Below are 22,699 nucleotides of genomic sequence, written 5' to 3' on the forward strand. Positions count from 1 at the left end.
AATAAATTACTGGTTGGTAATTGGAGTTGCGACTTCACTAAAAACAGAAGCCAGTATCTCAATCGATTTTTGAAGGCTTGTTTCTGCAACTGTGAGAGGCGGTAATAGCCTTAGGACGTTTCCACCTGCTCTTACTGTAAGTAGCCCTTTCCCCTCGAGCTGCTTCTGGATGTTCGTTGGATCTTCTTTAAAATCTAAACCGATTAAAAACCCTCTGCCTCTGACCTCATTCAGGATATCGAATTGGTCTTTCAGTGCTTCAAGTTGTTGAATCCAGGGTTGGGACAGTTCTTTTACGCGTGTCAGGAGGTCTTCCTTTTCTATCGTATCGAGGACGGCCAATGCGGCTGCACATGCTAATGGATTCCCACCGAAGGTGCTACCGTGGCTTCCGGGTTTAAACAGCCCCGCGTAAGCTTCACTAATCCAAACAGCTCCGATTGGAAATCCTCCTCCGAGTCCTTTAGCCATTCCAACCGCGTCAGCTTTGATATCCGCAATTTCATGGGCGAAAAATGTCCCCGTTCTACCGTTTCCACTTTGTACCTCGTCGATTAGTAACAGGATATTTTTTGCTGTACAAAGGGCCCGAAGCTCTTGCAAAAATTCTTTTGAGGCAACGTGAATTCCTCCCTCTCCCTGAATCGGTTCAATGAGAACCGCTGCGGTATCTTCGTCCATCAGCGCCGCAAAGCTCTGAATATCATTCAACTTTCCTACCGGGAAATTGGGGAGCATTGGGAAAAATCCCTTTTGGATTTTTTCCTGGGGAGTTGCACTCATGCCACCAAAGGTTCTTCCATGAAACCCGTTATTTGAAACGATGACTTTTGTGGCTGGGGATTCGGTACCCGATTTATGAATACCGAAAAGTCGAGAAAGCTTAATCAAGGTTTCGCTGGATTCGGTGCCGCTGTTACAAAAGAATATCCTCCCTGGTCCTGCGATAGAAACAAGAGCCTCTGCAAGGTCACCTTGGGGTTTGATTCTAAACAAGTTGCTTACATGAATTAGGATTTCTGCCTGGCCCTGAATTGCTTTGACCAGGGCAGGGTGGCAATGCCCCAAGCCGACTGTTGCAATCCCCGTGGTAAAATCCAGGTATTGTTTGTTGTTTTCATCCCAAACGAATTCACCTTCGCCTTTTACCAAGGTAATGCTCGGAGCACTGTAGTTGTTCAACCGGTACTTTGTGTATTGGGTTTCGGTGGATTTTGTAAAATTCATGACTATTCCTAATGAACGATTTCTGTTCCTACGCCTTTGTCTGTGAAAATTTCCAATAGGATGCTGTGCGGTAGCCGTCCGTGAACAAAATGCACACGTTGAACACCTTCTTGTAACGCTTTGATTGCCGAGTCTACTTTCGGAAGCATTCCTTTTCCGATGACCCCTTCTTTCTTTAAGCCATTTACTTCGCTCGCTAGTAAAGTTGAAATGATCGAATTATGATCTTCCGGGTCTCGTAATAAGCCTGGAACGTCAGTCATGTATACCAATCTCCGGGCACGAAGATTGCAGGCAACATGAGCGGCTGCGACGTCCGCGTTTATATTATAGAGATTTCCTTCGTCATCACTTCCTATGGGAGAAATAATCGGTGTGTAGCCTTGTGAAATGGCTCGTTTGATCAGTCTAGACCTTACGAATTGGATATCGCCGACAAATCCCAGATCGACTGGATTCCCTTCCGAGTCTTTTTCGAGTTTTGAACAGGTAAACAAATTCTGTCCGTTTACGCCCAGCGGTTTACCTTTATTGGCTTGAAGCAATTCACAGATGTCCAGATTCACAGATTTATTTAGAGTCCGCTCAACGATGGAAACCGTTTCCTTATCGGTGAATCGAAGACCATTAATAAACAAAGGTTTAATGCCCGCGTCTTCCATCGCCGAGCTTATCGCTTTGCCGCCACCGTGCACGACTACAACGTGGATACCAACCGCCGCTAAAAACACAATATCCTGAGCCACGCGACTCCTAACTATTGGATCTTTATCGTCCATGAAACTGCCTCCATACTTAACAACAAAGATGCTGTCCTTAAATGTTTGAATATATGGGAGCGCTTCCAATAGCACTTCTGCTTTTGCAATCACTTCTTTTTCAGAGAGGGTATGAGCTATTTCCATGATTCCTGGTTTGAGGATTAGATAAGGCCGGCTGTTTCTTCAAAGTTACACCAAACGTTCATGATTTGGATAGCTTGACCTGCAGCACCTTTCATCAAGTTATCTTCAGCAGAAGTGATCAAAAGGTTATTCGTTCTGGCATCATAGATTGCTGAGAAATCAATCCGGTTAGTTTGGCAAACCCATTTCGTGTCTGGAGCATTACCCGATTCTAGAATGGAAATGAAGGGTTTATCCGCATAAATCTCATTCCATGTTTCGTATACTTTTTCGAGACAGTTTCCGGAGTTTGAAATTGTAATCGTTGTCGCAATACCCCGGTTAAGAGGGACAATGTGCGGGGTGAACTGGACCATGATTTCTTTTCCCGCAAATATAGATAGCTGCTCTTCAATTTCGGATAAATGCCTATGCTTTACCAAGCCGTAAGCTTTAGTACTTTCATTCCTTTCACAGTATAAAAAGTCTTCGGCAAGTTTTCTGCCAGCGCCACTGACTCCGCTTAATGAATTAATAACGATGCCATTACCATCAATGATGTTGTTTTTAACCAAAGGTAGTAGAGGAACCAATACACTCGTTGGGTAACAACCAGGTGCAGCGATCAGTTTGTTGTCCTGCCAACCGTTCGGGGTTATTTCAGGTATAACATAAGACGATTTACCCAACCACTCTGGATAAGGGTGAGGGTGTCCATAGTACTCCTCATAAACGTTGGCTGAGCTAAGTCTGAAATCGGCGCTAAGATCAATTACGCGTTTTCCGGCCATGCAAAGTGGGACCGCATATTCGCTGGCAACCCCGTGGGGAAGGGCCAGAAAGACCAAATCCAAATCCGGGTGGTCAGCCAGTTCTTCAGGATCAGAGGCGGAAAACAAAAGTCCTTGCCCTCTGTTTCTGAGGCTTGGGAATACAGACTCTACGGACTTACCCACCAAGGAACGTGAAGTCACCGTGGTGAGTGAAATATTCGGATGATCTAAAAGTAGGGAGAGCAAGACCTCTCCGGAGTATCCAGATGCGCCTACTATGCCGATGTTCATGAGATGTTTTTTAAAATATGTAGGAAGTATTATAAATTTGGAAATAAAAAGCCCTCCGAGGTATTCCTGGGAGGGCGTAAAGAGGTAGAACCTGTGGTCCCGGATTAACGCTTTGAAAATTGGAAACGTTTACGGGCTCCTGGTTGACCTGCCTTTTTACGCTCGCGGCGGCGAGGATCTCGTCGTAAATGTCCGCCTTTTTTCAATGGGATTCTTAATTCTTCGTCAAATTTGAGCAGTGCTCTGGCTATTCCATGAGCGCAGGCTGTTGCTTGGCCGTTTACGCCACCGCCTTCAACTTTAGCTATTACGTCGAACTTTCCTTTTTGTTCGATCGTATTAAAAGGTCCTTCAACCGTACGAACAGCTTGATCAAGGCTGAAATAGTCCGCCAGCTCCTTATCGTTGACTTGTATTTTGCCTTCCCCTTCAACGAGGCGAATACGAGCAGACGCTGTTTTACGCCTTCCAGTTCCTAAATATATAGTTTCGTTACTCATAGGTTTAAATCGAATGCTAGAGCGCAATCGGCTCTTGGGCTTCATGAGGATGATTTGGACCGGCATAAACTTTTAGTTTCCGGAACATTTGTCTGCCTAGGTTGTTTCTTGGCATCATTCCTTTTATTGCGTGGCGTAAAATAAAATCGGGTCTTTTTTCGCGAAAATCAGCTAAGGTTCGGTAATATTCGTTTCCAACCCAACCCGTGTAGAACATATAGGTTTTGTTTTGTTCTTTTTTCCCTGTAACCGCAATTTTTTCGGCATTAGTGATGATCACAAAATCGCCGGTATCCACATGAGGAGTATACGTAGGTTTGTCACGACCCCGAAGGATATTGGCAATCTTTACTGACAATCTTCCTAGCGTTTGTCCTGTCGCGTCGACAACGTACCACTTTCTTTGGACGGTCTCTTTCTTGGCTAATGTGGTTTTCATATATTTGGAGAAAGGGGGAGAAAATGCATAGTTGATTTTGCTTTGTCAACTATCGAGACGATCAAAAATGATAAAATAAAAGCCTGTCCAAATGGACAGGCTTTGTTGAAAATTTTGTGGTTATTTCTTACCAGCCAGTGCTGATAGAAGCACCAAACCAAACTTCGTCCTCCGGTCCGTCCGATCCATCGGAGTAACGGATTCCTATGCTTGAAGAAGCGGTGTCGCTCAAGCTATAAACTATGTCAGCAGAAGCACCAAAATAGTTGTAGTCGAAACCCATGCCATCAACATAACCCAAAAATGCGGATACATCGATAGAAGCCTTTTCGTCCATTTCCCAGCTTTCTCCGATTGAGCCTTCAACTGTAAAAGCTTCAAGATCAAGATCGTAGAAAAATGTGACTGTCGGATCAAGGTCAGCTTCGAAGCCAAATGACGCATAAAGCTCAAACGTTTCAGAGTTTTGCCCGGATTCCGGGTAAAAATATAGAGTTCCACCAACATCGAGGCCAATACCTTCAGCGATATCAAAAGCTAAGCCTCCGTAAAAATCGAACTCATTGTCGAAACTGCCTGTTATTGGCTGATTAGTCCAAAAACCGAGATGGGCATCACCGAAGTTTGCTTCGACGGTGGCGACCATGCTTTCATCCGCAAGTGCAAACCCACGAAATACATATTGTGATTCATAGCCAACACTCATAGTTACTTCTGAGTCTTGTGCTTTGAGTGAGGAGATTGCTGCAAGAGTTGCAGCTAATACTAGTAGCTTTTTCATATTTATTTTCTGATTTCAGGTTAGTTCGAGTTCCACCAGGTGGCTTAATTGGTTAATTTCCTGATTAGGAATGTTTTGTAGAAAACAGTAAATTAAAGTCATCCTGATATATTAGTTCTTATCTTGGTCAAGCATTTAGCAGCTTGGATGCCAAGAAAGTAGTGTGTGGAGATTTTGTTTTAAAATAGGTTTTTTCGGCAATCGAGAACATTTTATTCCTTCAATATGCTTACTTTTAGACTGCTGCTGATCAAAATGTTTCAATTACTTTTGTTATAACAAACTTTTGGGGATACCCTTTCGGTTCATTTATGATAAAAGATCGAGTGGTAAGCCGATAAAAAATAAGGCTAGCAATGACTGTCTTTTAAGCTAATGAGCAATTTACATAAGTTATACAACCTGACATTGCTGAACCCATGAATAAATTTCGCTTGATAGGAGCCTTGTACGGATTTGTCGGTGTGGCCTTGGGTGCCTTTGGCGCACATAGTTTGAAACCTTTACTTATTGAGAATGATCATGTGGATGTGTGGGAAAAGGCTACATTGTATCTATTTGTACATGCACTCGCCATATTGACCCTTCCCACCATTGAATCCAAAGAAACCTTCGCCTCCTTCAAACTGGTTTACTGGAGTTGGATAGTTGGAGCCTTTCTTTTTTCAGGCTCATTGTATGTATTGGCACTGACCAATATCAGCAAACTAGGTATGATTACCCCACTTGGAGGAGTCGGCTTTCTCTTTGGATGGGGCACTTTAATCTATTCGATTGTTCAATCTAATCGCTCCGTTTCTTGAAATCCTATGAATCCACCAATTTTCCGGTAACCCCTGAGGTTGCAGGATTATTAAATGCTGTCGCGGAGATTGCCCTACCGATGATCGCAGGTGGTGCCGTTCGTGACTGGCTTATGGGAAAAGAAAGCAAGGATTTGGACGTGGAAGTGTTTGGATGCTCCTGGGAAGCCTTGATCCAAGTCCTCGAGATGTATGGCAAAGTGAATGTCGTTGGAAAGAGCTTCGGCGTTGCGAAGGTTTGTGTTGGTGAATTGGAGATCGATTTTGCTTTGCCGAGATCCGAAGTGAAAACGGCCGATGGGCATAGAGGATTTGATATAACTTCAGACCCCCAATTAGACCCGAAACAAGCAGCGTTGCGTAGAGATTTTACCTTGAACGCCATTTACTACAGCTGGAAAGGCAAGGAGTTATTTGATCCTTTGAATGGGAAAAGAGATTTGGAAAATCAGGTTCTCAAGCATTGCAGCTCTGCGTTTAGCGAGGACCCGCTTCGCGTTCTGAGGGGATTTCAGTTTTGTAGTCGTTTTCAGCTAAAAACCTCTGAGGAAACATTAGTTGTCTGCCGCAATATCCAGGACGATTTTGCCCAATTGCCCAGAGAACGTGTGTGGATGGAATGGGAAAAATGGGCAACCAGGGCAACCAAACCATCGTTGGGACTTAAGTTTCTAAAGGCAACGAGCTGGCTTGTACGCTTTCCTGAAATCAATGCCTTGGTCGATTGTCCACAAGATCCCGCCTGGCATCCGGAAGGGGACGTGTTTGTGCATACCTGTTATTGCTTGGATGCAATGGCCGAATCTGAAGCTTTTCAAAAGTCTGATCGCTTTGGTCGACTGACTCTCATGTTTGGGGTTCTTTGTCATGACTTTGGGAAGCCTCAAACGACAATCAAAACTTTGAAAGACGGAAAAGATCACTGGGTCAGTCCCGGGCACGACCAACAAGGCATCCCTCTATCGGAGCGTTTTCTCCTAAGTATCGGAGCACCCATGCACCTGATTCCCAAGGTTCAAGCCTTGGTTGGTTGTCATATGGCCTCAGTTCAAATATCCAGTCGGCCTTCTCTGCCTCAGGTGCGTCGGTTGGCTAAACGCGTTTTCCCTGCGACGATGAACCAATTGTTTGCTTTGATTCGTGCCGACCTCGCTGGCCGTCCGCCGCTTTCGCCAGATCCGAATCAAGGGTTATTGTTATTAGAGGAAGTGGTCTCAGAGGAGAAACTTTCAACGAATGCTCCTAAACCGCTGGTGCTCGGACGTCATTTGATTGAAAGAGGTTTTCATCCAGGTAAAGATTTTAAGATCATTCTCGATGAATTATTTGAGCATCAATTGGATGGTCATTTCTCCAGCCTTGAAGAGGCCGAGCCTTATTTAAAAACGCTTTGTGACCGGTTCTTAAATTAGGGCTGATTGACTTTGTCTCTCCAATTGTCCTAGCCATTCTTAAATATTTTAGAAACATGAGCAATTCAGGATTAAACTCTCTCGAGCAACTTAAGCAACTGACCAAAGTGGTCGCTGATACGGGTGACTTTGGACTCATCAAACAATACGAGCCGCAGGATGCGACCACCAACCCCAGCCTCATTTTTAAAGCACTTCAGCAGGAAGAGTATGCTGCCTTACTTGACCAGGCGGTTGGAGAGTTCAAGGGACACTCAGGTTCTGAGTCAGAGAAACTTGGATTGATTATTGATCGTGTATTGATCCTTTTCGGATTGGAAATTCTTAAACTTATTCCGGGTAGGGTTTCTACTGAGGTTGATGCCCGTCTTTCGTTTGATGCTCAGTCCACTTTCGATCGTGCGCGCAAGCTGATTGCTGACTACGCGGCTGAGGGTATAGATAAAGAAAGAATTCTCATAAAAATCGCCTCCACCTGGGAAGGCATCAAGGCCGCGGAAGTTCTTCAGGAAGAAGGTATCAACTGCAACATGACTTTGCTTTTTTCTCTTCCCCAAGCAGTGGGTTGCGCCGAGGCGACCGCCAAACTCATCTCTCCATTTGTTGGCCGAATTATGGATTGGCATAAAGCGAAGACCGGACAGACGTATTCAGGCGAAAACGACCCTGGCGTTCAGTCGGTAAAAGAGATCTTCACTTATTATAAGAAATTTGGCTATTCAACTGAAGTCATGGGAGCGTCCTTTAGAAATACGGATGAGATTCTTGAATTGGCAGGGTGTGATCTTCTCACCATCAGCCCGGGATTGCTCGGGGAGTTGCAGGAGTCCCATGCAAGTGTTTCACAAAAGCTGGATGCTGGTGAAGCTAAAGAAGCATCGATTCAAAAGCTTGTCCTTGATGAAAGTACCTTTCGTTTTCTTATGAATGAAGACCCGATGGCCACTGAAAAGCTTGCCGAAGGAATTCGTCTTTTTGCAGCAGATATCGTAAAGCTGGAGGCAATTATCGCAGCTAAGCTTTAGTGCCTAGCTTCTACCCCTGACTCAAGCCCACCTGGGGTGAGTTTTATTTGGATTCTTTCTATATTGGAGTTGAATCGAGACTCATTCTCATTAAGTTTCCTTTCTTATGTCATTCGATGTCACAGCGGTGCGGAACGATTTTCCCATTTTACACACTTTGGTTGGGAAGAAGGAGCTTGTTTACCTGGATAACGCTGCAACCACTCAGAAACCACAGTCTGTTATCGATACTATCGATCATTTTTATTCCACCTCGAATGCGAATATTCACCGTGGAGTCCACTATTTAGCAGAATTAGCCACGGAGGAATACGAGGAATCCAGAAGAGTTGTTGGTCGATTTTTGAATGCGAAGTCTGAAAATGAGATCGTTTTTGTAAAAGGAACTACGGAGGGAATCAACCTGATCGCTCACTCTTTTGGTAAACGATACATCCACGCTGGAGACGAAATCCTGATTTCTACCATGGAACACCATGCCAATATTGTTCCCTGGCAATTACTCTGCGAATCGACGGGCGCCCTTCTTAAGATTATCCCGGTCAGCGATACTGGAGAACTCGATATGGTGGCATTCACTCAACTGTTGTCTGATCGAACTCGCTTGGTTTCGGTGGTTCATGCTTCCAATTCTTTGGGTACGATCAATCCCGTAAAAACCATCGTTGAGAAAGCCCACGCGGCTGGTGCAAAAGTGCTCTTGGATGGAGCTCAGGCGGTCGGCCATTTCCCTGTTGATGTTCAGGATCTGGATTGTGACTTTTATGTGTTTTCAGGTCACAAGTTATTTGGGCCTACGGGTATTGGTGCAATATACGGAAAGTACGATTTATTGGAAACACTCCCTCCTTACCAAGGTGGGGGCGATATGATAAGCAAAGTAACCTTTGAAAAAACAACTTTCAAAGAGCCTCCCGGCAGGTTTGAGGCCGGCACGCCCCATATTAGTGGGGCTATTGCTTTGGCTGCTTCGATCCGGTATCTTGAAGGTTTAGACCGTTCGGCTTTACTTGCACATGAGCATGAGCTTCTTGAATACGGAACCAAGCTACTTTCCCGGTGCGAGGGAATCACCCTGATTGGGACTGCCAAAAACAAGGTTAGTATTCTTTCATTTACCATGGAAGGGAGTCATCCGCACGACATTGCGACGATTCTTGATTCAGATGGAATCGCCATTCGGGCGGGTCATCATTGTACTCAACCTCTTTTGCAACGCTTTGGAGTTTCTGCGACAGCTCGTGCCTCCTTCGCATTTTACAATACAAAGAACGAAATTGATAAGCTGGTTGAATCCCTTAAAAAGATTCAGGTTCTGTTCGCCTAATGTCAGACCTTACTCAGTTGTACCAAGAAATAATTCTTGGTCATAATAAGAACCCCAGAAATTACCAGACACTCGAAAATTATTCTGGTAAGGCCGAAATAAACAACCCGCTCTGTGGGGATGAAGTTTCGGTCTACTGGAATATCGAAGACGAGGTGTTTTCTGAAATAACTTTCCAGGCCCAAGGTTGTGCAATCTCTCGATCCTCTGCGTCAATGATGACCGAGTTGTTAAAAGGTAAATCCCTGGAAGAGTCCAAACGCTTGTATTCTGAACTGTTCAATTTTCTTTCGGTTTCAGATCCTTCAGAAAGTATGGGTGATGAGTTTGGCGAACTGGCAGCACTTTCCGGTGTCCGTAAGTACCCTTCACGAATCAAGTGCGCTACTCTCGCCTGGCAGGCGTTATTGGGCAAAAAATAAGGCAGCCCTTTTTCAAGGACTGCCTTATGAAAGAGTGTTGTTTTATTTAGAACTTAATTTTTATCCCTGCCTGGGCTCTCCAACGCGAAAGGTTGGCGAATGTACCAGTTCTGATACTTGTAGTCGGATCAGTGCTGTAGTTATAAATAATGCGGCCATCACTCGATATGCGGAGAAAACAAAACTGGTGCGGTTCAAACGGCCAAGCAAATACCCGAACGATCAGGAAGAAAAACCTGAGACGTTCGACTTCCTCGGCTTCACGCACTACTGGTGCAAGTCCCGCCAGGGCCACAACGTAGTCAAACGCAAGACCTCCGGCAAACGCTTCCGCCGGTCGCTCAATGCGATCAAGGAGTGGGGCTGGAAGAACCGCCACAAGCCACTGAAAGAACAACAAGAGCAGATAAACCTAAAGCTGCGCGGGCATTATGCCTATTACGGAATCACGGACAACTCCCGCCGCCTCAGCGAGCTCCACCATCAAGTGAAGCATCTTTGGCGAAAATGGTTGGGTCGTCGAAACCGCGATGGGCCGATGAACTGGCAGGCCTTCGGGCAGCTACTCATCAACTATCCGCTGCTGGCTCCAAGGATTGTTCACTCTTATCTCCCAGCGAATCCATAATCTGAGGAACCGTGTGCCTTAATCAGGCTCGCACGGGTCTGTAGGAGCGCGGCCGGGCAACCGGCCGCTCGACCTAGACCCGGTAGGAAACGCTTCAGATTTTTCGAGTTGATAAAATAGCGAATCCATCCGATTGTCTCCTGTTTCTTAGGGCGCGAACAGGCTCGCGACCCAATTTACATTCTAAATTTTTTATTTGAGGACTTGATCTATGAGACGAGTACCTGATCAGGAAACACAGTTTCCTTTGGGCAGAGGCGTTGTTGTGTTAGTAAACGCCCGGGAAAGGAGTAGCACGTGAAAAGCGTACTCGATTTCCAAAACAAAAAGGCACTGGGAGAATCTATCTCTATGGTGACCAGCTACGACACTTGGTCGGCCAAGATTATTAATGACTCGGCCATCGATTGTATCTTGGTAGGGGATAGTGCATCCATGGTCATGCATGGATATCCCAGCACGGTTCACGCGACTATTGAAATGATGGCTTCTCATGTTCGGGCGGTTTCTCAAGGGGCGCCGAACAAGTTCATTATAGGTGATATTCCCTTTCTTGCTCATCGCAAAGGGCGAAACGTGCTTATGAATGCGGTGGAGATGCTAATGAAGGCCGGTGCTCATGCTATAAAACTGGAAGGCGCACGTGGTCATCTCGATGAGGTTTCCTATATTGTACAATCCGGAGTCCCGGTTATGGGGCACCTAGGCTTGACTCCCCAATCGGTTAACCAGCTTGGTGGATTCAAGGTCCAGGGCAAAGGAGAGGATACGGCGCTTGGCATTTATGAGGACGCTCTGGCACTCGAAAAAGCCGGTTGTTTTTCAATGGTACTGGAATGTATTCCAGCTCCCTTAGGTCATAAAATTACCCAAGCACTCAGCATCCCGACGATTGGGATTGGTTCGGGAGCTGACACATCAGGTCAAGTCCTGGTCTTGCAAGATCTACTTGGCATGGACCCGAGTTTTAAACCCAAGTTCGTTCGACGTTACCTGGATGGTCATGCACTCATCAAGTCGGCCTTGAACCAGTTTGATGCCGATGTGAAATCCAATGGGTTCCCGGTAATAAGTGAAAGCTTTGTATGACTTCAGTTATTGAAACACTCGAGGCCTGGACAACATATAGAAACGACCTGAAAGCCTCCCAGTCGACTATTGGATTTGTCCCAACCATGGGCGCGCTTCACAAAGGCCACTTGGAACTTATTCGACAGGCCCGCCGGGAAAACGATTTCGTGGTGGTCAGTATCTTTCTGAACCCAACGCAGTTTAATAATCCAAACGATTTCGACAAGTATCCAAGAACCTTGGATCAAGATCGCACCCTGGCTTCCGAGGCGGGAGCGGATGTAATTCTGGCACCGGACAAAGAGACGCTCTATCCTGATGGGTACCGTTACCAGTTAACCGAAACAGATTTTTCCAAAAGCTTTGAAGGCGAGCATCGGCCTGGTCATTTTGACGGGGTGCTGTCCGTTGTTATGAAGCTCTTCAATCTCGTGCAACCAGACCGCGCCTATTTCGGCGAGAAAGACTATCAGCAATTGAAGCTGATTGAAGGGATGGTCGAAGCATTTTTCATGGATATCAAAATTGTGGGTGTCCCCACCGTTCGCGAACCCAATGGATTGGCCATGAGCTCTCGCAATGCTTTGCTTAGTAATGACGGTCGTCAAAGAGCCTCTGTCTTTTATCACACTTTGGTTCAATCGCTGACACCTGAAGAGGTCAGGTCAAAATTAAAATCGGAAGGATTCACCGTGGAATACGTCCAAGACTTTGAAGATCGCCGTCTGGGTGCGGTCGTAATCGATAACGTACGTTTAATAGATAATGTCTCCATCAAAAATACTATTTAAACTGTCCGGCTCAATTGCCTGCTACAAGGCCTGCAATCTCATTTCGAAATGGGTGAAGGACGGCCATGAAGTGCAAACCGTTGCCACTGAAGCCGCATTAAAATTCGTCGGAGCCTCCACCCTGGAAGGCCTGAGTGGCAAGCCGGTCTTTCACGATCTCTTTGAGTCCGGCAAGCAAATGGCACATATCAATTTGGTGAAATGGGCCGATGTCACGGTGCTCTGTCCGGGCACGGCCAATACCATTAACAAGTTTGCCCAAGGCTTGGGAGACGATCTTATAAGTAGCCTCTTTCTTGCCCATGATTTTAGCAAACCGTACTTCATCGCTCCGGCAATGAATACCGCGATTTATAATCATCCGGCGACGCAAGCTGCCATACATAAATTACAAACCTGGGGAGTTCGCATTCTTCCAACCGGGGAGGGGCGATTGGCCTGTGGCGATATTGGTGAGGGCAAATTACTTGAGCCTGAGCTCATCGCTGAGTCGATCGAACAAGCGTTGGCTAAACCGGCCAATGGGTCGGACCGAAAACTGCGATTCTTAATTACATCAGGCGGAACGGAGGAGCCGATCGATGGAGTGCGATCCATATCCAATTTTTCGAGCGGGAGAACTGGAGTTGAATTTGCTGAACACCTTTTCGAGCAAGGTCACGATGTTACCTTGCTTCGTGCGCAGCGTGCGTTGGCACCTGAAAAACCGGTCCAGCAAGTTACTTTTAAATCGTTCCATGATCTCGATCGAAATCTCAAGGAACTACTTTCCGGTCAGAGTTTTGACTGCGTGATTCATTTGGCCGCAGTGAGTGATTATTCTGTGGATCATTTACTGATCAATGGGGAGAAGATTGCTCCGGGTTCTGACACCAAGTTTAGCTCCGACCATGACATTACGCTCAACCTGGCTCGCAACTACAAGATTGTTGATCGCATCCATCAGTATAGCAAAAATGCCAAAGTGCTTTTGATTGCTTTCAAGCTAACTAACAATGCTTCTGAAGAGGAACGTGGAAAGGCGGTGCTTCATCTACTTGAGCATTCTCTTGCCGACATCGTAGTTCAAAATGACCTCACAGAAGTGGACCCTCTAAACGGTAAACACCGGGCCGCACTCTATTTGGGTAACCGATTGACCCAGCGAGTTGAGAATAAGCGCGAACTCATACAATCCGTTGAGCGGCTTATTTTGGAATCCTTTAAAGACCAGGAATAAATCATGTTACTTTGTTTAGATATCGGAAATACCACCATTCATGGTGGCGTCTTTAAAGGGGAGGAACTCATTTTGCATTTCAGAAAAACCTCCGAAACGAGGAATTCATCTGACGAGTTTGGGATTTTTCTACGCAGCATACTTCGCGAAAATAACCTGGCTCCGGAAGAGATCTCACAAATTGCCCTTTGTTCTGTGGTTCCGTCGCTGCTTCACGCCATTCGCAACGCAAGCTACAAGTTTTTCAATGTTGAACCCTTTGTGCTGCAGGCAGGAATAAAAACGGGTCTTAAGATTAAGTATCGAAACCCACTCGAAGTCGGTGCAGATCGTATTGCGACAGCCATCGCCGCAACAAATCTATTTCCAAAAAGAAACATTATCGTAGTCGATTTTGGAACGGCCACGACCTTCTGCGCTATCACCGCCACCAAAGAATATTTGGGCGGTGCCATAATACCGGGAATCGCCATATCGATGGAGGCCCTTGAAAAACGAACTGCAAAATTACCGTCTGTCGAAATAGTCCAACCAGGTGAGGCTGTGGGTCGATCCACCGTTGAAAGCATTCAGGCGGGATTGTTTTACTCGCAGGTGGGAACCGTGAAAGAATTAACCCGGCGATTCTCTGAAGAATCTTTCCCCGATAACAAACCGGTTATCGTAGGAACAGGTGGATATGCCCGCCTCTTTGAAAACGAAAATCTTTTTGATAAGATCGTCCCGAATCTTGTGCTTAACGGTCTTTATTTGGCCTATCATCTGAATCAATAGTCGCTCCCTTTCCTGAACAAAATCTCGGCTGATTAAGAAATTATTGCTTCTTCCCATCAGATGCTTGAAGAACTTGCGGACACAATTGAGCCCACAGAAGTTTTAGTTCACCGTGACAATGCTATCAATTCAGTCAAAAGAAACAAGTTGGCCAACCGCTAGAAGTTGAAAGCCCGATTATTGAATACGAGTATGGAACGAACCCTTATCAAACATGCGCTAGTCAGTGACGGCCCCTTGGATTCAATCCTTATTAAAGCCTGGGTGCGCACACGCAGAGATGCAAAAAGCTTTTCGTTCCTGGAAGTGAACGACGGTTCATCGCTTAAGAACCTTCAGGTCATCGTCGACGCCACCCTTCCTGATTATCAATTCATCGAGAAAGCAACCACAGGTTCTTCTGTCAGTATCATAGGAAAGTTGGTTCAGTCGCAAGGGAAGGGACAAAGTTGGGAGGTGACTGCCGAACAGTTGGAAGTGATCGGGGAGGCAGGTGAGGACTACCCACTGCAAAAGAAGGGACACTCATTGGAGTTTCTGCGGGAGAACGCTCATCTGCGTTCCAGGACCAATTTATTTGGAAGCGTCTTTCGCGTCCGTAGTCGTGTTGCATACGCCATTCATCAATTCTTTCAGGAAAAAGATTTTGTTTATATCCATACGCCCATCATCACAGCGAGTGATTGTGAAGGGGCAGGGGAGTTGTTTCGCGTATCGACCCTGGATTTTAAGAGCCCTCCACAAAAGGAAGGTGAAGTGGATTTTTCAGAAGACTTCTTTGGTCGCCCGACTTACCTCACCGTGAGCGGTCAATTGGAAGCTGAGGTATTCGCAACGGCCCTTTCGAATATTTATACCTTCGGCCCAACTTTCCGTGCCGAGAATTCAAATACAAGTCGCCACGCGAATGAGTTTTGGATGATCGAGCCCGAAGTTGCCTTCTGTGACCTGGAAGGCGACATGGATTTGGCAGAAGCCTTTGTAAAGTTCCTGATCTCCGACACCCTTGAGCATTGTAGTGCCGAGTTGGAATTCTTTAATAGTTTTGTCGATAAAGGACTCCTGGAGAGACTGAAAATTATCACAGACAGACCCTTCGTTAGGATCAGTTATACCGACGCGGTTACCCTGCTTACGGAAAGCGGAAAACAGTTTGAATACCCGGTCAAGTATGGAGCGAATTTACAGTCCGAACATGAACGCTACTTAACCGAAGTGCACTTTCAATGTCCGGTAACGGTTTATGATTATCCCAAAGAAATAAAACCCTTTTACATGCGGGTGAATGACGATGGGAAAACTGTGGCAGCCATGGATGTACTGGTTCCCGGAATCGGTGAGATTGTGGGTGGAAGCCAACGTGAGGAACGCCTTGAGATCCTTGACGCGAATTTTGAAGCCCACCACATATCCAAAGAGGATTACTGGTGGTACCGTGACCTCCGTCGCTATGGCTCGGTCCCGCACAGCGGATTCGGTCTAGGCTTTGAAAGAATGCTCATGCTGGTAACAGGTGTAGCGAACATCCGCGATGTCATCCCCTTCGCCCGGACCCCTGGCAACGCGGAGTTTTAATCCAGAAAGATCGGATAACAGAAGGGAGGCCGAAAAAGGTGCCGGGCCCGGTATTTAAGTGTTTGCATCATGGTGCCTGTGACTACGCAGGAGTGTCTCGCTTACTCCCATTGGTCTGAGGAAGGTGCGGTGAAGTGGTTGAAGGTGGGCTTGCCGGATCCTTTTAATGAGTCAGCTAATCGGTGCAGATTTACCGAAACAATCTCCCCCATGGATTCGCAGACTTTGAAAGCTGAGTGTCCATAGAATTCCGCCATGGCTGAACGTAGCTGTTTTACTTTTTCAGGCGTTGATAGCTCGGTGGCACGCATGCTTTTTAGTAAGGTCTCAAAACGGTTGTGACCAAGCTGCATCCGACGGAAAATGTGCGATTGTTCCTCTCGTTGGTACTGGAGGGACGTGGCCATGTTCAGGTGTTTGGTGCAAAAGAAAACGAGTTCATTGTTTTCTTTGAAAAATTGAGGTCGGTAAAAATTCAATCGGCCATTGTAACACTGTTGGTCGAAATCCATTGGGCGGATCATCAGCTGGATGTCTTCGAAGTCGGGCGTAATATCGACGATGAAATTGTAGGCTCGCATATCACCCAACAACCGCAAGAAACAACGTTCGTTAAACTTGACCAGTTCCTTGGCGATTCGAACGGGCTTGAGGCGTTTACTGTTTAACCATTTATCGATAAACACATCTCCGGGTATTCCCACGATATGCTCTTCCGCCAAAGTGTTGTGGTAAGTAAAATAGTGCATCCGGTTCGGGGACAACAAATGCTCCAGTTCAAGTCCGAAGATGCGTGAAGCGTCGGCTTTCTTAATGTAGTAGTAATCCTGATTGTCGTTGTGCGAGTTCACAATCCGGATACGGAAAGGATTTGAATTGCCGAAGGTGCAAAAATCGATGCGGTCCACGTAGAGGTGTTCCATGAAACTTAGATCACCGTCCGTCTTCAGCATAGCGTAAATCTTCTTTAATCCGAAGGAGAAGAGCTTCATTTTTTCTGGAGAATAGACCACTGTCAACCACAGGGTGTCCTCGCCATCCTTGTCGTAGAGTGGCATGGCTTCCTCCCAATGTAGGAGCTGAGAATAACGAACGGGCAACTCCATATCGCGTTTGAAACGAGCCAGGTATTCGCGTAACTCCTCACCTATGGGGTAGGATGGTTTCCTGTCAGTGACGCGTCGTTGTTGGCCGATGTTACTCATTATGATTCCCTCATAGAATCCGATTTCTCTCCTATGGCAAACTGGAATGCCGTTGATCTGGAATGGATCTAAGATTTAGATTTATTGGATTGATAGCCTGTTCATGGAGGACCTTTTGGCTTCTATTGTAACATTATCGTAACCTATATGTAACATCACAGATTTAGGAATGTAGGTGATTACCTCAATGTTTACGAGGATTTAACTATAAAACTGCTTTACTTTTGTAACCTGTTTGTAACAATGTTTGTTATGAATTCTGTAATTAAGTTAGCGGTAGTAATTACCCTCCTCTCCCCGGTAGGTCTGTTTGCGGAAGATTGCGAAGTATCCTGCTGTAAAGCGCCAACCGTTGTTAATTACTCTAAACCTGAGATTCCGGCCGATATGCTTAAATCGGGTGAAACGGCTGAAATTGTTCTTCGTTGTGCTATTGATGAAAAAGGACAATTAATCGGAGTTAAAACCTTATCAACATCCCATGATAAATTGGAAGCTGTGGTTCTCGCAGCCGTTCAACATTGGACCTTTGATGCATCCCTGGAAAAGGGTGAGCCCCAGCGAGCGACCGTTAATATACCTTTCAAATTCACAGTGGCCTCTAAGTAGCCCGTCCAAGGAATAAATCATTTTCAAGCACCACCTTCGGGTGGTGCTTTTTTGTGTATTTTAGTTACAGCCATGTTACGTAGGTAACAATTCAGTTACAGCGATTGATTGTAGTTGTTTTCGGAAAATATGCCGCCCATATCCGGCCATGTTTTAACAAACGTTATCACATGGGTATGCTTAAAAATAAACGGCTTGGTTTATTTAATTCTCTATTGGGAGTTCTATTGACCACAATAATTTCATACGGACAAAACGAGACCGGAACCATATCTGGAAAAATCATCGACAAAGATTTTGGCGATGGGTTACGAGGCGTTTTAGTAAAGGTGGAAGGGCTGGAAACAGATTTCATTTATTCCGACCTGGAAGGACGATATGTGGTGCGTAATGTCCCGATGGGTACTTACACGCTGATCTACGAAAAAAAGAATTATCAGACAGCTCGGATCGCAGATGTCGAAGTCATCGCGTCTGAAGTATTTTCATTGGATGTTCCGCTTCAAGCCATAGGCGCTGACTTTACCCTGGATGTCTTTGAAATTACCGTCGATCAGATGGTTTCCCAGAACGTTGTTCTGCTTGCCGACCGGCAACGGTCAGCCTCACTTAGCGATGCGTTGAGCTCTGAAGACTTTTCGCGTGCCAGTGCGGGTGATGCAGCCGAGGCCATGACAAAAATTACAGGTGTGAATATCGTCGATGGCAAATACGCGGTCGTGCGCGGCTTGGGTGACCGTTACTCAAACACCTTGATGAACGGTGCTGTTCTACCAAGTAACGATCCCAGTAAAAAGTCGGTTCAACTCGATATCATTCCCTCAGACCTTTTAGAGAAAATTGTTACCACCAAATCATTTACGCCTGACAAGCCGGGAGACTTTACGGGTGGTTCAGTAGAGATAACAACCAAGCCCTTCCCCGACGAATTCGTCCTAACGGCGAGTGTCGGGTTAGGCTTTAATGAGGCTACAGGGGAAAATATATTGGGAATTCCGGGAAGGGATATGGATTTTCTCGGCGATACGGATGATGCCCTACCGGCAACCATTCCTCCTACACCGGGCGAGTACGCTCTGGCTACTCGTTTCAAAACCACTGATGAAGCAAAGTCATTGTTTCGGGATTTGCATCGTTCGGGATGGTATCCAGTAAGGAAAAAAGCCGACCCAAATCTTTCGTTTGGAGCCACTGTAGGGGATAGTAAATCCGTCTTCACCTCGGGTAACTTTGGCTATCTGGTCAGTTTCACCTACGACCACAACTATGATCTGATCGACAACAAGCGTTCCGAGCGCTGGATTGGTACGCCCGAAGAACTTCGGCCCAAGAATGGATTCGATATTACAGAATCAGATGAAGAGATCAGTTGGGGAGGACTCATCAACCTCGCCTTGCTTCCTAATCCGGAGCATGAAGTTTCCTACAACTTTATAATCAATACCAAGAGTAGCGATTCCGTTGTTTTTGGTGACAATGGGTTTGAAAATACGACTAATGTAGTTGAGCCAGGATTGCCAGTTGGATCCTTTAATCTGCCGACGGGGAGGGATGCCGCCGCTGAGTTTTTAAATATCACCCGCTTGCAGCACTCGGTTAAGGAGTTGAACCTCCACCAATTTAAAGGGAAGCACGTGTTTCCAGCGTTCTCCGAAATGGAGCTCAATTGGTCGGCCAATTTTTCAGAAACCTCGGAGGAAAATCCAGACAAGCGAACCTTTACAAACCTGAAATATGCCTATCCTGATGGAGCTGCCAATTCACTATTCCTGTCTGAGAATCCGAAATTTCCCTTCAAGTCGTATGATAACCTGGTCGACGACAAAACGAACTACACAATCGACCTGACCTTTCCTCTCAATATTTCCGCTCTGAATTCAGGAGAGATTAAGTTGGGAGCGTTCACCTCGGAATCAGACAGAAACTCGATTGGACGCTACTTTTCGGCGACAGGGTCCAATGGCATTGTAAGTAATACGGATTCCAAGATAGAGTTTTATCAACGCTTCGAGGAAGACGTCTGGATCGATCAAAGTTTTGATCCGGGAAATGGGAAATTCCGACCGGGGCAGGTGACCTTCATTGAGCAGACAAGTCGCCAGGGAAATGTGCAGTCCTATTCGGGAACCGAGAAAATTGATGCCTACTACCTGATGGCTGACCTCCAGTTCAAAAACAACCTCCGATTCATTTTCGGTGCCCGTAATGAAAAAACGGATATGGATGTCGCTACAGTGGATGATTTTGTCAATCAGGCGCTTCGTAACTCCGGTGCGATTGATAATGACAAGTGGCTACCCGCTTTCCATGCCGTCTATCCTCTCGGAGAAGATAAAACTCAGAATCTGAGATTCTCATACGGCAAGACGCTTGCCCGTCCTACCTTCCGGGAGTTTTCACCTTTCCGGGTGGAAGATTCGCAGAGCGGGGAAATTTATACTGGCAATCCGGATCTGGAACTCACTTTTACCAACAACTTTGACCTGCGTTGGGAATGGTTTATCGGTGAAGTAGACTTGCTCGCATTTGGCTTCTACTACAAAGACTTCTCCAATCCAATTGTTCAAACCGTATCCAGCGGCGTAAACGCGAACCCGCTCTACTCCTGGGAAAACGCTCCGGCTGGAACCATCGCTGGTGCCGAATTTGAAGTAAGAAAATCAGTAGGAGATTTTTGGAGTGTTGGAGGAAACGTCACCTACATCGATTCCGAGATTGATCCTTTAGATATGGATGCTTCTGGAACCATTTTTGAAGGACAACCGGAATACATTCTCAATTTTAATGTCGGTTACAACAACCCGGACAATGGTTGGGCCGCCAATGTGTTTGTTAACCATGTAGCCGAGACCTTGAGGTATATTGGCGAAACGGTTCCAAATATTTTCGAAGACGCATATTCTTCCGTCGATCTGAATGCGTCCAAATCCATCGGTCGTTGGACGATCAAGTTTACCGCCAAGAATGTCACAGATCAACGCCGACAATTCTTCTACGACGGCATCAATGAAAAACCGGTGTATGAATCCTGGAAACCAGGTCCGTCCTACAGTCTTAGCGCCTCCTACCGGCACTAATATTTACCTATCCAAAAATAAAGTTATGAAACCCATAAAAATAAAAATGAAAATGAAAAATCTGATTAGTATCCTAGCAACGATGGCAGTGATGTCATCCGTATACGCCGCAGATGTCCCAGTGACGGCGAATATAACTACAAACACCACTTGGACTGCAGACAATGAATACCTCCTCGGACAACCTGTTTTTGTTACCGATGAAGCCATTCTAACCATTGAACCTGGCACTAGAATTCTCGCATTTGAAGATATTGCGAACCAGACCTTTGGATCACTCATCATCACTCGCGGTTGCCAAATAATCGCTGATGGAACTCCGAGAGCACCGATCGTTTTCACTGCTTTGGCAGAGCGTGATGGAGTTGAAACGGCGCCTGGCGTATTTCGCGACATAGAAATCACAGACGTTAGTCTTTGGGGCGGCGTCATTCTTCTCGGTAATGCCGTAGTCAATGGTCCAGGAAACATCCTCATTGATCCTACCAACACCGCGAACCCACCTACCTTTGAGGTTGAAGGTTTTCCAGCCGGTTCTTCAGATCTGATCACCTACGGTGGTATCGATGACACCGATAACTCAGGAGTTCTTCGCTTCGTATCCATTCGTTATGGTGGATTCGAGTTTGCTGAAGACGAAGAAATCAACGGACTTACTTTGGGGGCTGTTGGAAGCGGAACAACCATCGAGTTCGTTGAAGTATTCAACAATTCGGATGACGGAGTTGAGTTCTTTGGCGGCACCGTAAACACCAAGTTCATGGTTATGGCCTTCAACGAAGACGAGTCGTTTGACTCCGACCAGGGATGGCGTGGTAAAAACCAATTTTGGTTCGCCATTCAAAAAGATGTTGGAAACGGTTCAAATTATGGATCCGAACAAGATGGTGGTGACGGAGATGACAAAACGCTCATGCCTTTTTCCACGCCTATGATTGCTAACGCCACTTTCATCGGTTCTGGCGTTGGAGGATCTAATCCTCAAGACAACGCGGCACTTAGATGGAAAGAAAATGCTGCCCCCAGCTATTACAACTCTCTGTTCACTGATTTCAAAAAATATGTCATCCGTATGGACGATGCCGATACCGAGGCTCAATACACGGCCGGGCGTAGTGCGATCGAAGGTTCTGTTTTCGGAAACTTCGGAACTTGGGACGGCACGATTAATTCTCTCACTAAAGGCAGCAAAGCGGCTGAAGTGTCTATTCTTACAGGAACGAACAGCTCCAACACCGCGATTGGTGATGCGATTGTTGTGGAATCCATTTCACGGGAAGCAGATAGCGGTGGGCTCGATCCTCGTGTGTTGGACTTATCTAGCCCAGTCTATGACATGGCAACGATTATGGATCTTCCAGACGACCCCTTTTACTCTGTCGTAGACCACAAAGGAGCGGTTGGAACCTTCAACTGGATGAAAGGTTGGACTGCTCTTGACGAAAAGGGTTACTTGGCGACTTCTGCTGAAGACCTTAAGCTTGATGCAGAATTCTTAAACACTTCCACGCGTGCTCTGATTGGAGTAGGTCCTGGTGAGGAAATGAACCTAGGGTTCGTTATCGGCGGCACGGAGCCTCAGACGGTATATGTCACTGCGAAGGGTCCAAGTCTTCCCGTTCCTACGCCTTTGGATGACCCCAAGCTGACTCTTTTTTCTGGTGGTACTCCGATCGAAGTGAACTTCGCATGGAAAGATTCTCCTAATCGTGGGTTGATCGAAGCGACAACCTTGCCTCCTTCCGACGATTTGGAAGCAGCCATCGTAGCCACGCTTCCTCCCGGTTCCTATACTGCTCTCATTGAAAGCGAAAGCGGCAACGTAGGAATCGCGATTGGCGAAGTATTTATTTATCGTTAATTTTC

The 22,699-nt window shown here is 46.1% G+C and carries 21 protein-coding genes; 14 read left to right on the forward strand and 7 right to left on the reverse strand.

The window, feature by feature from the left end; all coding sequences use genetic code 11:
* Positions 1-6: 6 nt before the first annotated feature.
* From O3C43_08520 to O3C43_08545, 6 genes are all read right to left on the reverse strand, one after another.
* Entirely contained in the window at positions 7-1,227 is a 1,221-nt protein-coding gene (locus tag O3C43_08520; protein MDA1066530.1) for an acetylornithine/succinylornithine family transaminase, read from the reverse strand.
* Between the two features lie 8 nt (positions 1,228-1,235).
* The gene (gene argB / locus O3C43_08525) at positions 1,236-2,132 is read right to left on the reverse strand and encodes an acetylglutamate kinase (protein MDA1066531.1); all 897 of its coding nucleotides are present in this window, start codon (positions 2,130-2,132) and stop codon (positions 1,236-1,238) included.
* A gap of 17 nt (positions 2,133-2,149) precedes the next feature.
* Positions 2,150-3,175 (reverse strand): N-acetyl-gamma-glutamyl-phosphate reductase, encoded by a 1,026-nt coding sequence (gene argC / locus O3C43_08530; protein ID MDA1066532.1) that lies wholly within the window; start codon positions 3,173-3,175, stop codon positions 2,150-2,152.
* A gap of 104 nt (positions 3,176-3,279) precedes the next feature.
* Entirely contained in the window at positions 3,280-3,675 is a 396-nt protein-coding gene (gene rpsI / locus O3C43_08535) for a 30S ribosomal protein S9 (GenBank protein MDA1066533.1), read from the reverse strand.
* 16 nt (positions 3,676-3,691) lie between these two features.
* A complete protein-coding gene (rplM, locus tag O3C43_08540; GenBank protein MDA1066534.1) occupies positions 3,692-4,114 on the reverse strand; it encodes a 50S ribosomal protein L13 in 423 nt (140 codons plus the stop codon).
* A gap of 127 nt (positions 4,115-4,241) precedes the next feature.
* Positions 4,242-4,895, reverse strand: a complete 654-nt coding sequence (locus O3C43_08545) for a hypothetical protein (GenBank protein ID MDA1066535.1) — start codon at positions 4,893-4,895, stop codon at positions 4,242-4,244.
* Between the two features lie 419 nt (positions 4,896-5,314).
* Here O3C43_08545 and O3C43_08550 point away from each other — a divergent pair, with 419 nt between their 5' ends.
* The 11 genes from O3C43_08550 (at position 5,315) to asnS (ending at position 15,942) form a co-directional block, all read left to right on the forward strand.
* Positions 5,315-5,698: a DUF423 domain-containing protein gene (locus O3C43_08550; GenBank protein ID MDA1066536.1), complete on the forward strand. Its 384-nt coding sequence runs from the start codon at positions 5,315-5,317 to the stop codon at positions 5,696-5,698.
* A complete protein-coding gene (locus O3C43_08555; protein MDA1066537.1) occupies positions 5,695-7,110 on the forward strand; it encodes a polynucleotide adenylyltransferase in 1,416 nt (471 codons plus the stop codon). Before O3C43_08550 ends, O3C43_08555 begins: the two co-directional genes overlap by 4 nt.
* Before the next feature lie 56 nt (positions 7,111-7,166).
* The gene (tal, locus tag O3C43_08560) at positions 7,167-8,135 is read left to right on the forward strand and encodes a transaldolase (protein MDA1066538.1); all 969 of its coding nucleotides are present in this window, start codon (positions 7,167-7,169) and stop codon (positions 8,133-8,135) included.
* Positions 8,136-8,241: 106 nt separating this feature from the next.
* Complete coding sequence (locus tag O3C43_08565) at positions 8,242-9,462, forward strand: cysteine desulfurase (protein MDA1066539.1); 1,221 nt, start codon at positions 8,242-8,244, stop codon at positions 9,460-9,462.
* A complete protein-coding gene (locus tag O3C43_08570; protein ID MDA1066540.1) occupies positions 9,462-9,884 on the forward strand; it encodes an SUF system NifU family Fe-S cluster assembly protein in 423 nt (140 codons plus the stop codon). Before O3C43_08565 ends, O3C43_08570 begins: the two co-directional genes overlap by 1 nt.
* Positions 9,814-10,512 (forward strand): hypothetical protein, encoded by a 699-nt coding sequence (locus O3C43_08575; protein MDA1066541.1) that lies wholly within the window; start codon positions 9,814-9,816, stop codon positions 10,510-10,512. Before O3C43_08570 ends, O3C43_08575 begins: the two co-directional genes overlap by 71 nt.
* A 297-nt stretch (positions 10,513-10,809) precedes the next feature.
* Positions 10,810-11,601, forward strand: coding sequence for a 3-methyl-2-oxobutanoate hydroxymethyltransferase (gene panB, locus O3C43_08580; GenBank protein ID MDA1066542.1), 792 nt, complete (start codon positions 10,810-10,812; stop codon positions 11,599-11,601).
* Positions 11,598-12,374, forward strand: coding sequence for a pantoate--beta-alanine ligase (gene panC / locus O3C43_08585; GenBank protein MDA1066543.1), 777 nt, complete (start codon positions 11,598-11,600; stop codon positions 12,372-12,374). Before panB ends, panC begins: the two co-directional genes overlap by 4 nt.
* Positions 12,349-13,593: a bifunctional phosphopantothenoylcysteine decarboxylase/phosphopantothenate--cysteine ligase CoaBC gene (coaBC, locus tag O3C43_08590; GenBank protein MDA1066544.1), complete on the forward strand. Its 1,245-nt coding sequence runs from the start codon at positions 12,349-12,351 to the stop codon at positions 13,591-13,593. The genes panC and coaBC overlap by 26 nt, the downstream gene beginning before the upstream one ends.
* Before the next feature lie 3 nt (positions 13,594-13,596).
* Entirely contained in the window at positions 13,597-14,367 is a 771-nt protein-coding gene (locus O3C43_08595) for a type III pantothenate kinase (protein ID MDA1066545.1), read from the forward strand.
* 192 nt (positions 14,368-14,559) lie between these two features.
* A complete protein-coding gene (gene asnS / locus O3C43_08600; protein MDA1066546.1) occupies positions 14,560-15,942 on the forward strand; it encodes an asparagine--tRNA ligase in 1,383 nt (460 codons plus the stop codon).
* A 101-nt stretch (positions 15,943-16,043) separates the two neighbouring features.
* On the opposite strand, the gene O3C43_08605 is transcribed toward asnS, so the two are convergent.
* On the reverse strand, positions 16,044-17,147 hold the full coding sequence (locus O3C43_08605) for a hypothetical protein (GenBank protein ID MDA1066547.1): 1,104 nt from the start codon (positions 17,145-17,147) through the stop codon (positions 16,044-16,046).
* Positions 17,148-17,399: 252 nt separating this feature from the next.
* Between O3C43_08605 and O3C43_08610 the strand changes: the two genes are divergently transcribed.
* The 3 genes from O3C43_08610 (at position 17,400) to O3C43_08620 (ending at position 22,694) form a co-directional block, all read left to right on the forward strand.
* On the forward strand, positions 17,400-17,756 hold the full coding sequence (locus O3C43_08610) for a TonB family protein (GenBank protein MDA1066548.1): 357 nt from the start codon (positions 17,400-17,402) through the stop codon (positions 17,754-17,756).
* Between the two features lie 176 nt (positions 17,757-17,932).
* On the forward strand, positions 17,933-20,833 hold the full coding sequence (locus O3C43_08615; GenBank protein MDA1066549.1) for a TonB-dependent receptor: 2,901 nt from the start codon (positions 17,933-17,935) through the stop codon (positions 20,831-20,833).
* Positions 20,834-20,858: 25 nt separating this feature from the next.
* Complete coding sequence (locus O3C43_08620) at positions 20,859-22,694, forward strand: hypothetical protein (GenBank protein MDA1066550.1); 1,836 nt, start codon at positions 20,859-20,861, stop codon at positions 22,692-22,694.
* Positions 22,695-22,699: the final 5 nt, after the last annotated feature.

The organism is Verrucomicrobiota bacterium, from assembly GCA_027622555.1.
Taxonomy (GTDB): domain Bacteria; phylum Verrucomicrobiota; class Verrucomicrobiia; order Opitutales; family UBA2995; genus UBA2995.

Coding starts and splice junctions, on each gene's coding strand:
- O3C43_08520 (MDA1066530.1), bottom strand. CDS start 1,227: ATGAATTTTACAAAATCCACCGAAACCCAATACACAAAGTACCGGTTG.
- argB (MDA1066531.1), bottom strand. CDS start 2,132: ATGGAAATAGCTCATACCCTCTCTGAAAAAGAAGTGATTGCAAAAGCA.
- argC (MDA1066532.1), bottom strand. CDS start 3,175: ATGAACATCGGCATAGTAGGCGCATCTGGATACTCCGGAGAGGTCTTG.
- rpsI (MDA1066533.1), bottom strand. CDS start 3,675: ATGAGTAACGAAACTATATATTTAGGAACTGGAAGGCGTAAAACAGCG.
- rplM (MDA1066534.1), bottom strand. CDS start 4,114: ATGAAAACCACATTAGCCAAGAAAGAGACCGTCCAAAGAAAGTGGTAC.
- O3C43_08545 (MDA1066535.1), bottom strand. CDS start 4,895: ATGAAAAAGCTACTAGTATTAGCTGCAACTCTTGCAGCAATCTCCTCA.
- O3C43_08550 (MDA1066536.1), top strand. CDS start 5,315: ATGAATAAATTTCGCTTGATAGGAGCCTTGTACGGATTTGTCGGTGTG.
- tal (MDA1066538.1), top strand. CDS start 7,167: ATGAGCAATTCAGGATTAAACTCTCTCGAGCAACTTAAGCAACTGACC.
- O3C43_08565 (MDA1066539.1), top strand. CDS start 8,242: ATGTCATTCGATGTCACAGCGGTGCGGAACGATTTTCCCATTTTACAC.
- O3C43_08570 (MDA1066540.1), top strand. CDS start 9,462: ATGTCAGACCTTACTCAGTTGTACCAAGAAATAATTCTTGGTCATAAT.
- panC (MDA1066543.1), top strand. CDS start 11,598: ATGACTTCAGTTATTGAAACACTCGAGGCCTGGACAACATATAGAAAC.
- coaBC (MDA1066544.1), top strand. CDS start 12,349: ATGTCTCCATCAAAAATACTATTTAAACTGTCCGGCTCAATTGCCTGC.
- O3C43_08595 (MDA1066545.1), top strand. CDS start 13,597: ATGTTACTTTGTTTAGATATCGGAAATACCACCATTCATGGTGGCGTC.
- asnS (MDA1066546.1), top strand. CDS start 14,560: ATGGAACGAACCCTTATCAAACATGCGCTAGTCAGTGACGGCCCCTTG.
- O3C43_08605 (MDA1066547.1), bottom strand. CDS start 17,147: ATGAGTAACATCGGCCAACAACGACGCGTCACTGACAGGAAACCATCC.
- O3C43_08610 (MDA1066548.1), top strand. CDS start 17,400: ATGAATTCTGTAATTAAGTTAGCGGTAGTAATTACCCTCCTCTCCCCG.
- O3C43_08615 (MDA1066549.1), top strand. CDS start 17,933: ATGCTTAAAAATAAACGGCTTGGTTTATTTAATTCTCTATTGGGAGTT.
- O3C43_08620 (MDA1066550.1), top strand. CDS start 20,859: ATGAAACCCATAAAAATAAAAATGAAAATGAAAAATCTGATTAGTATC.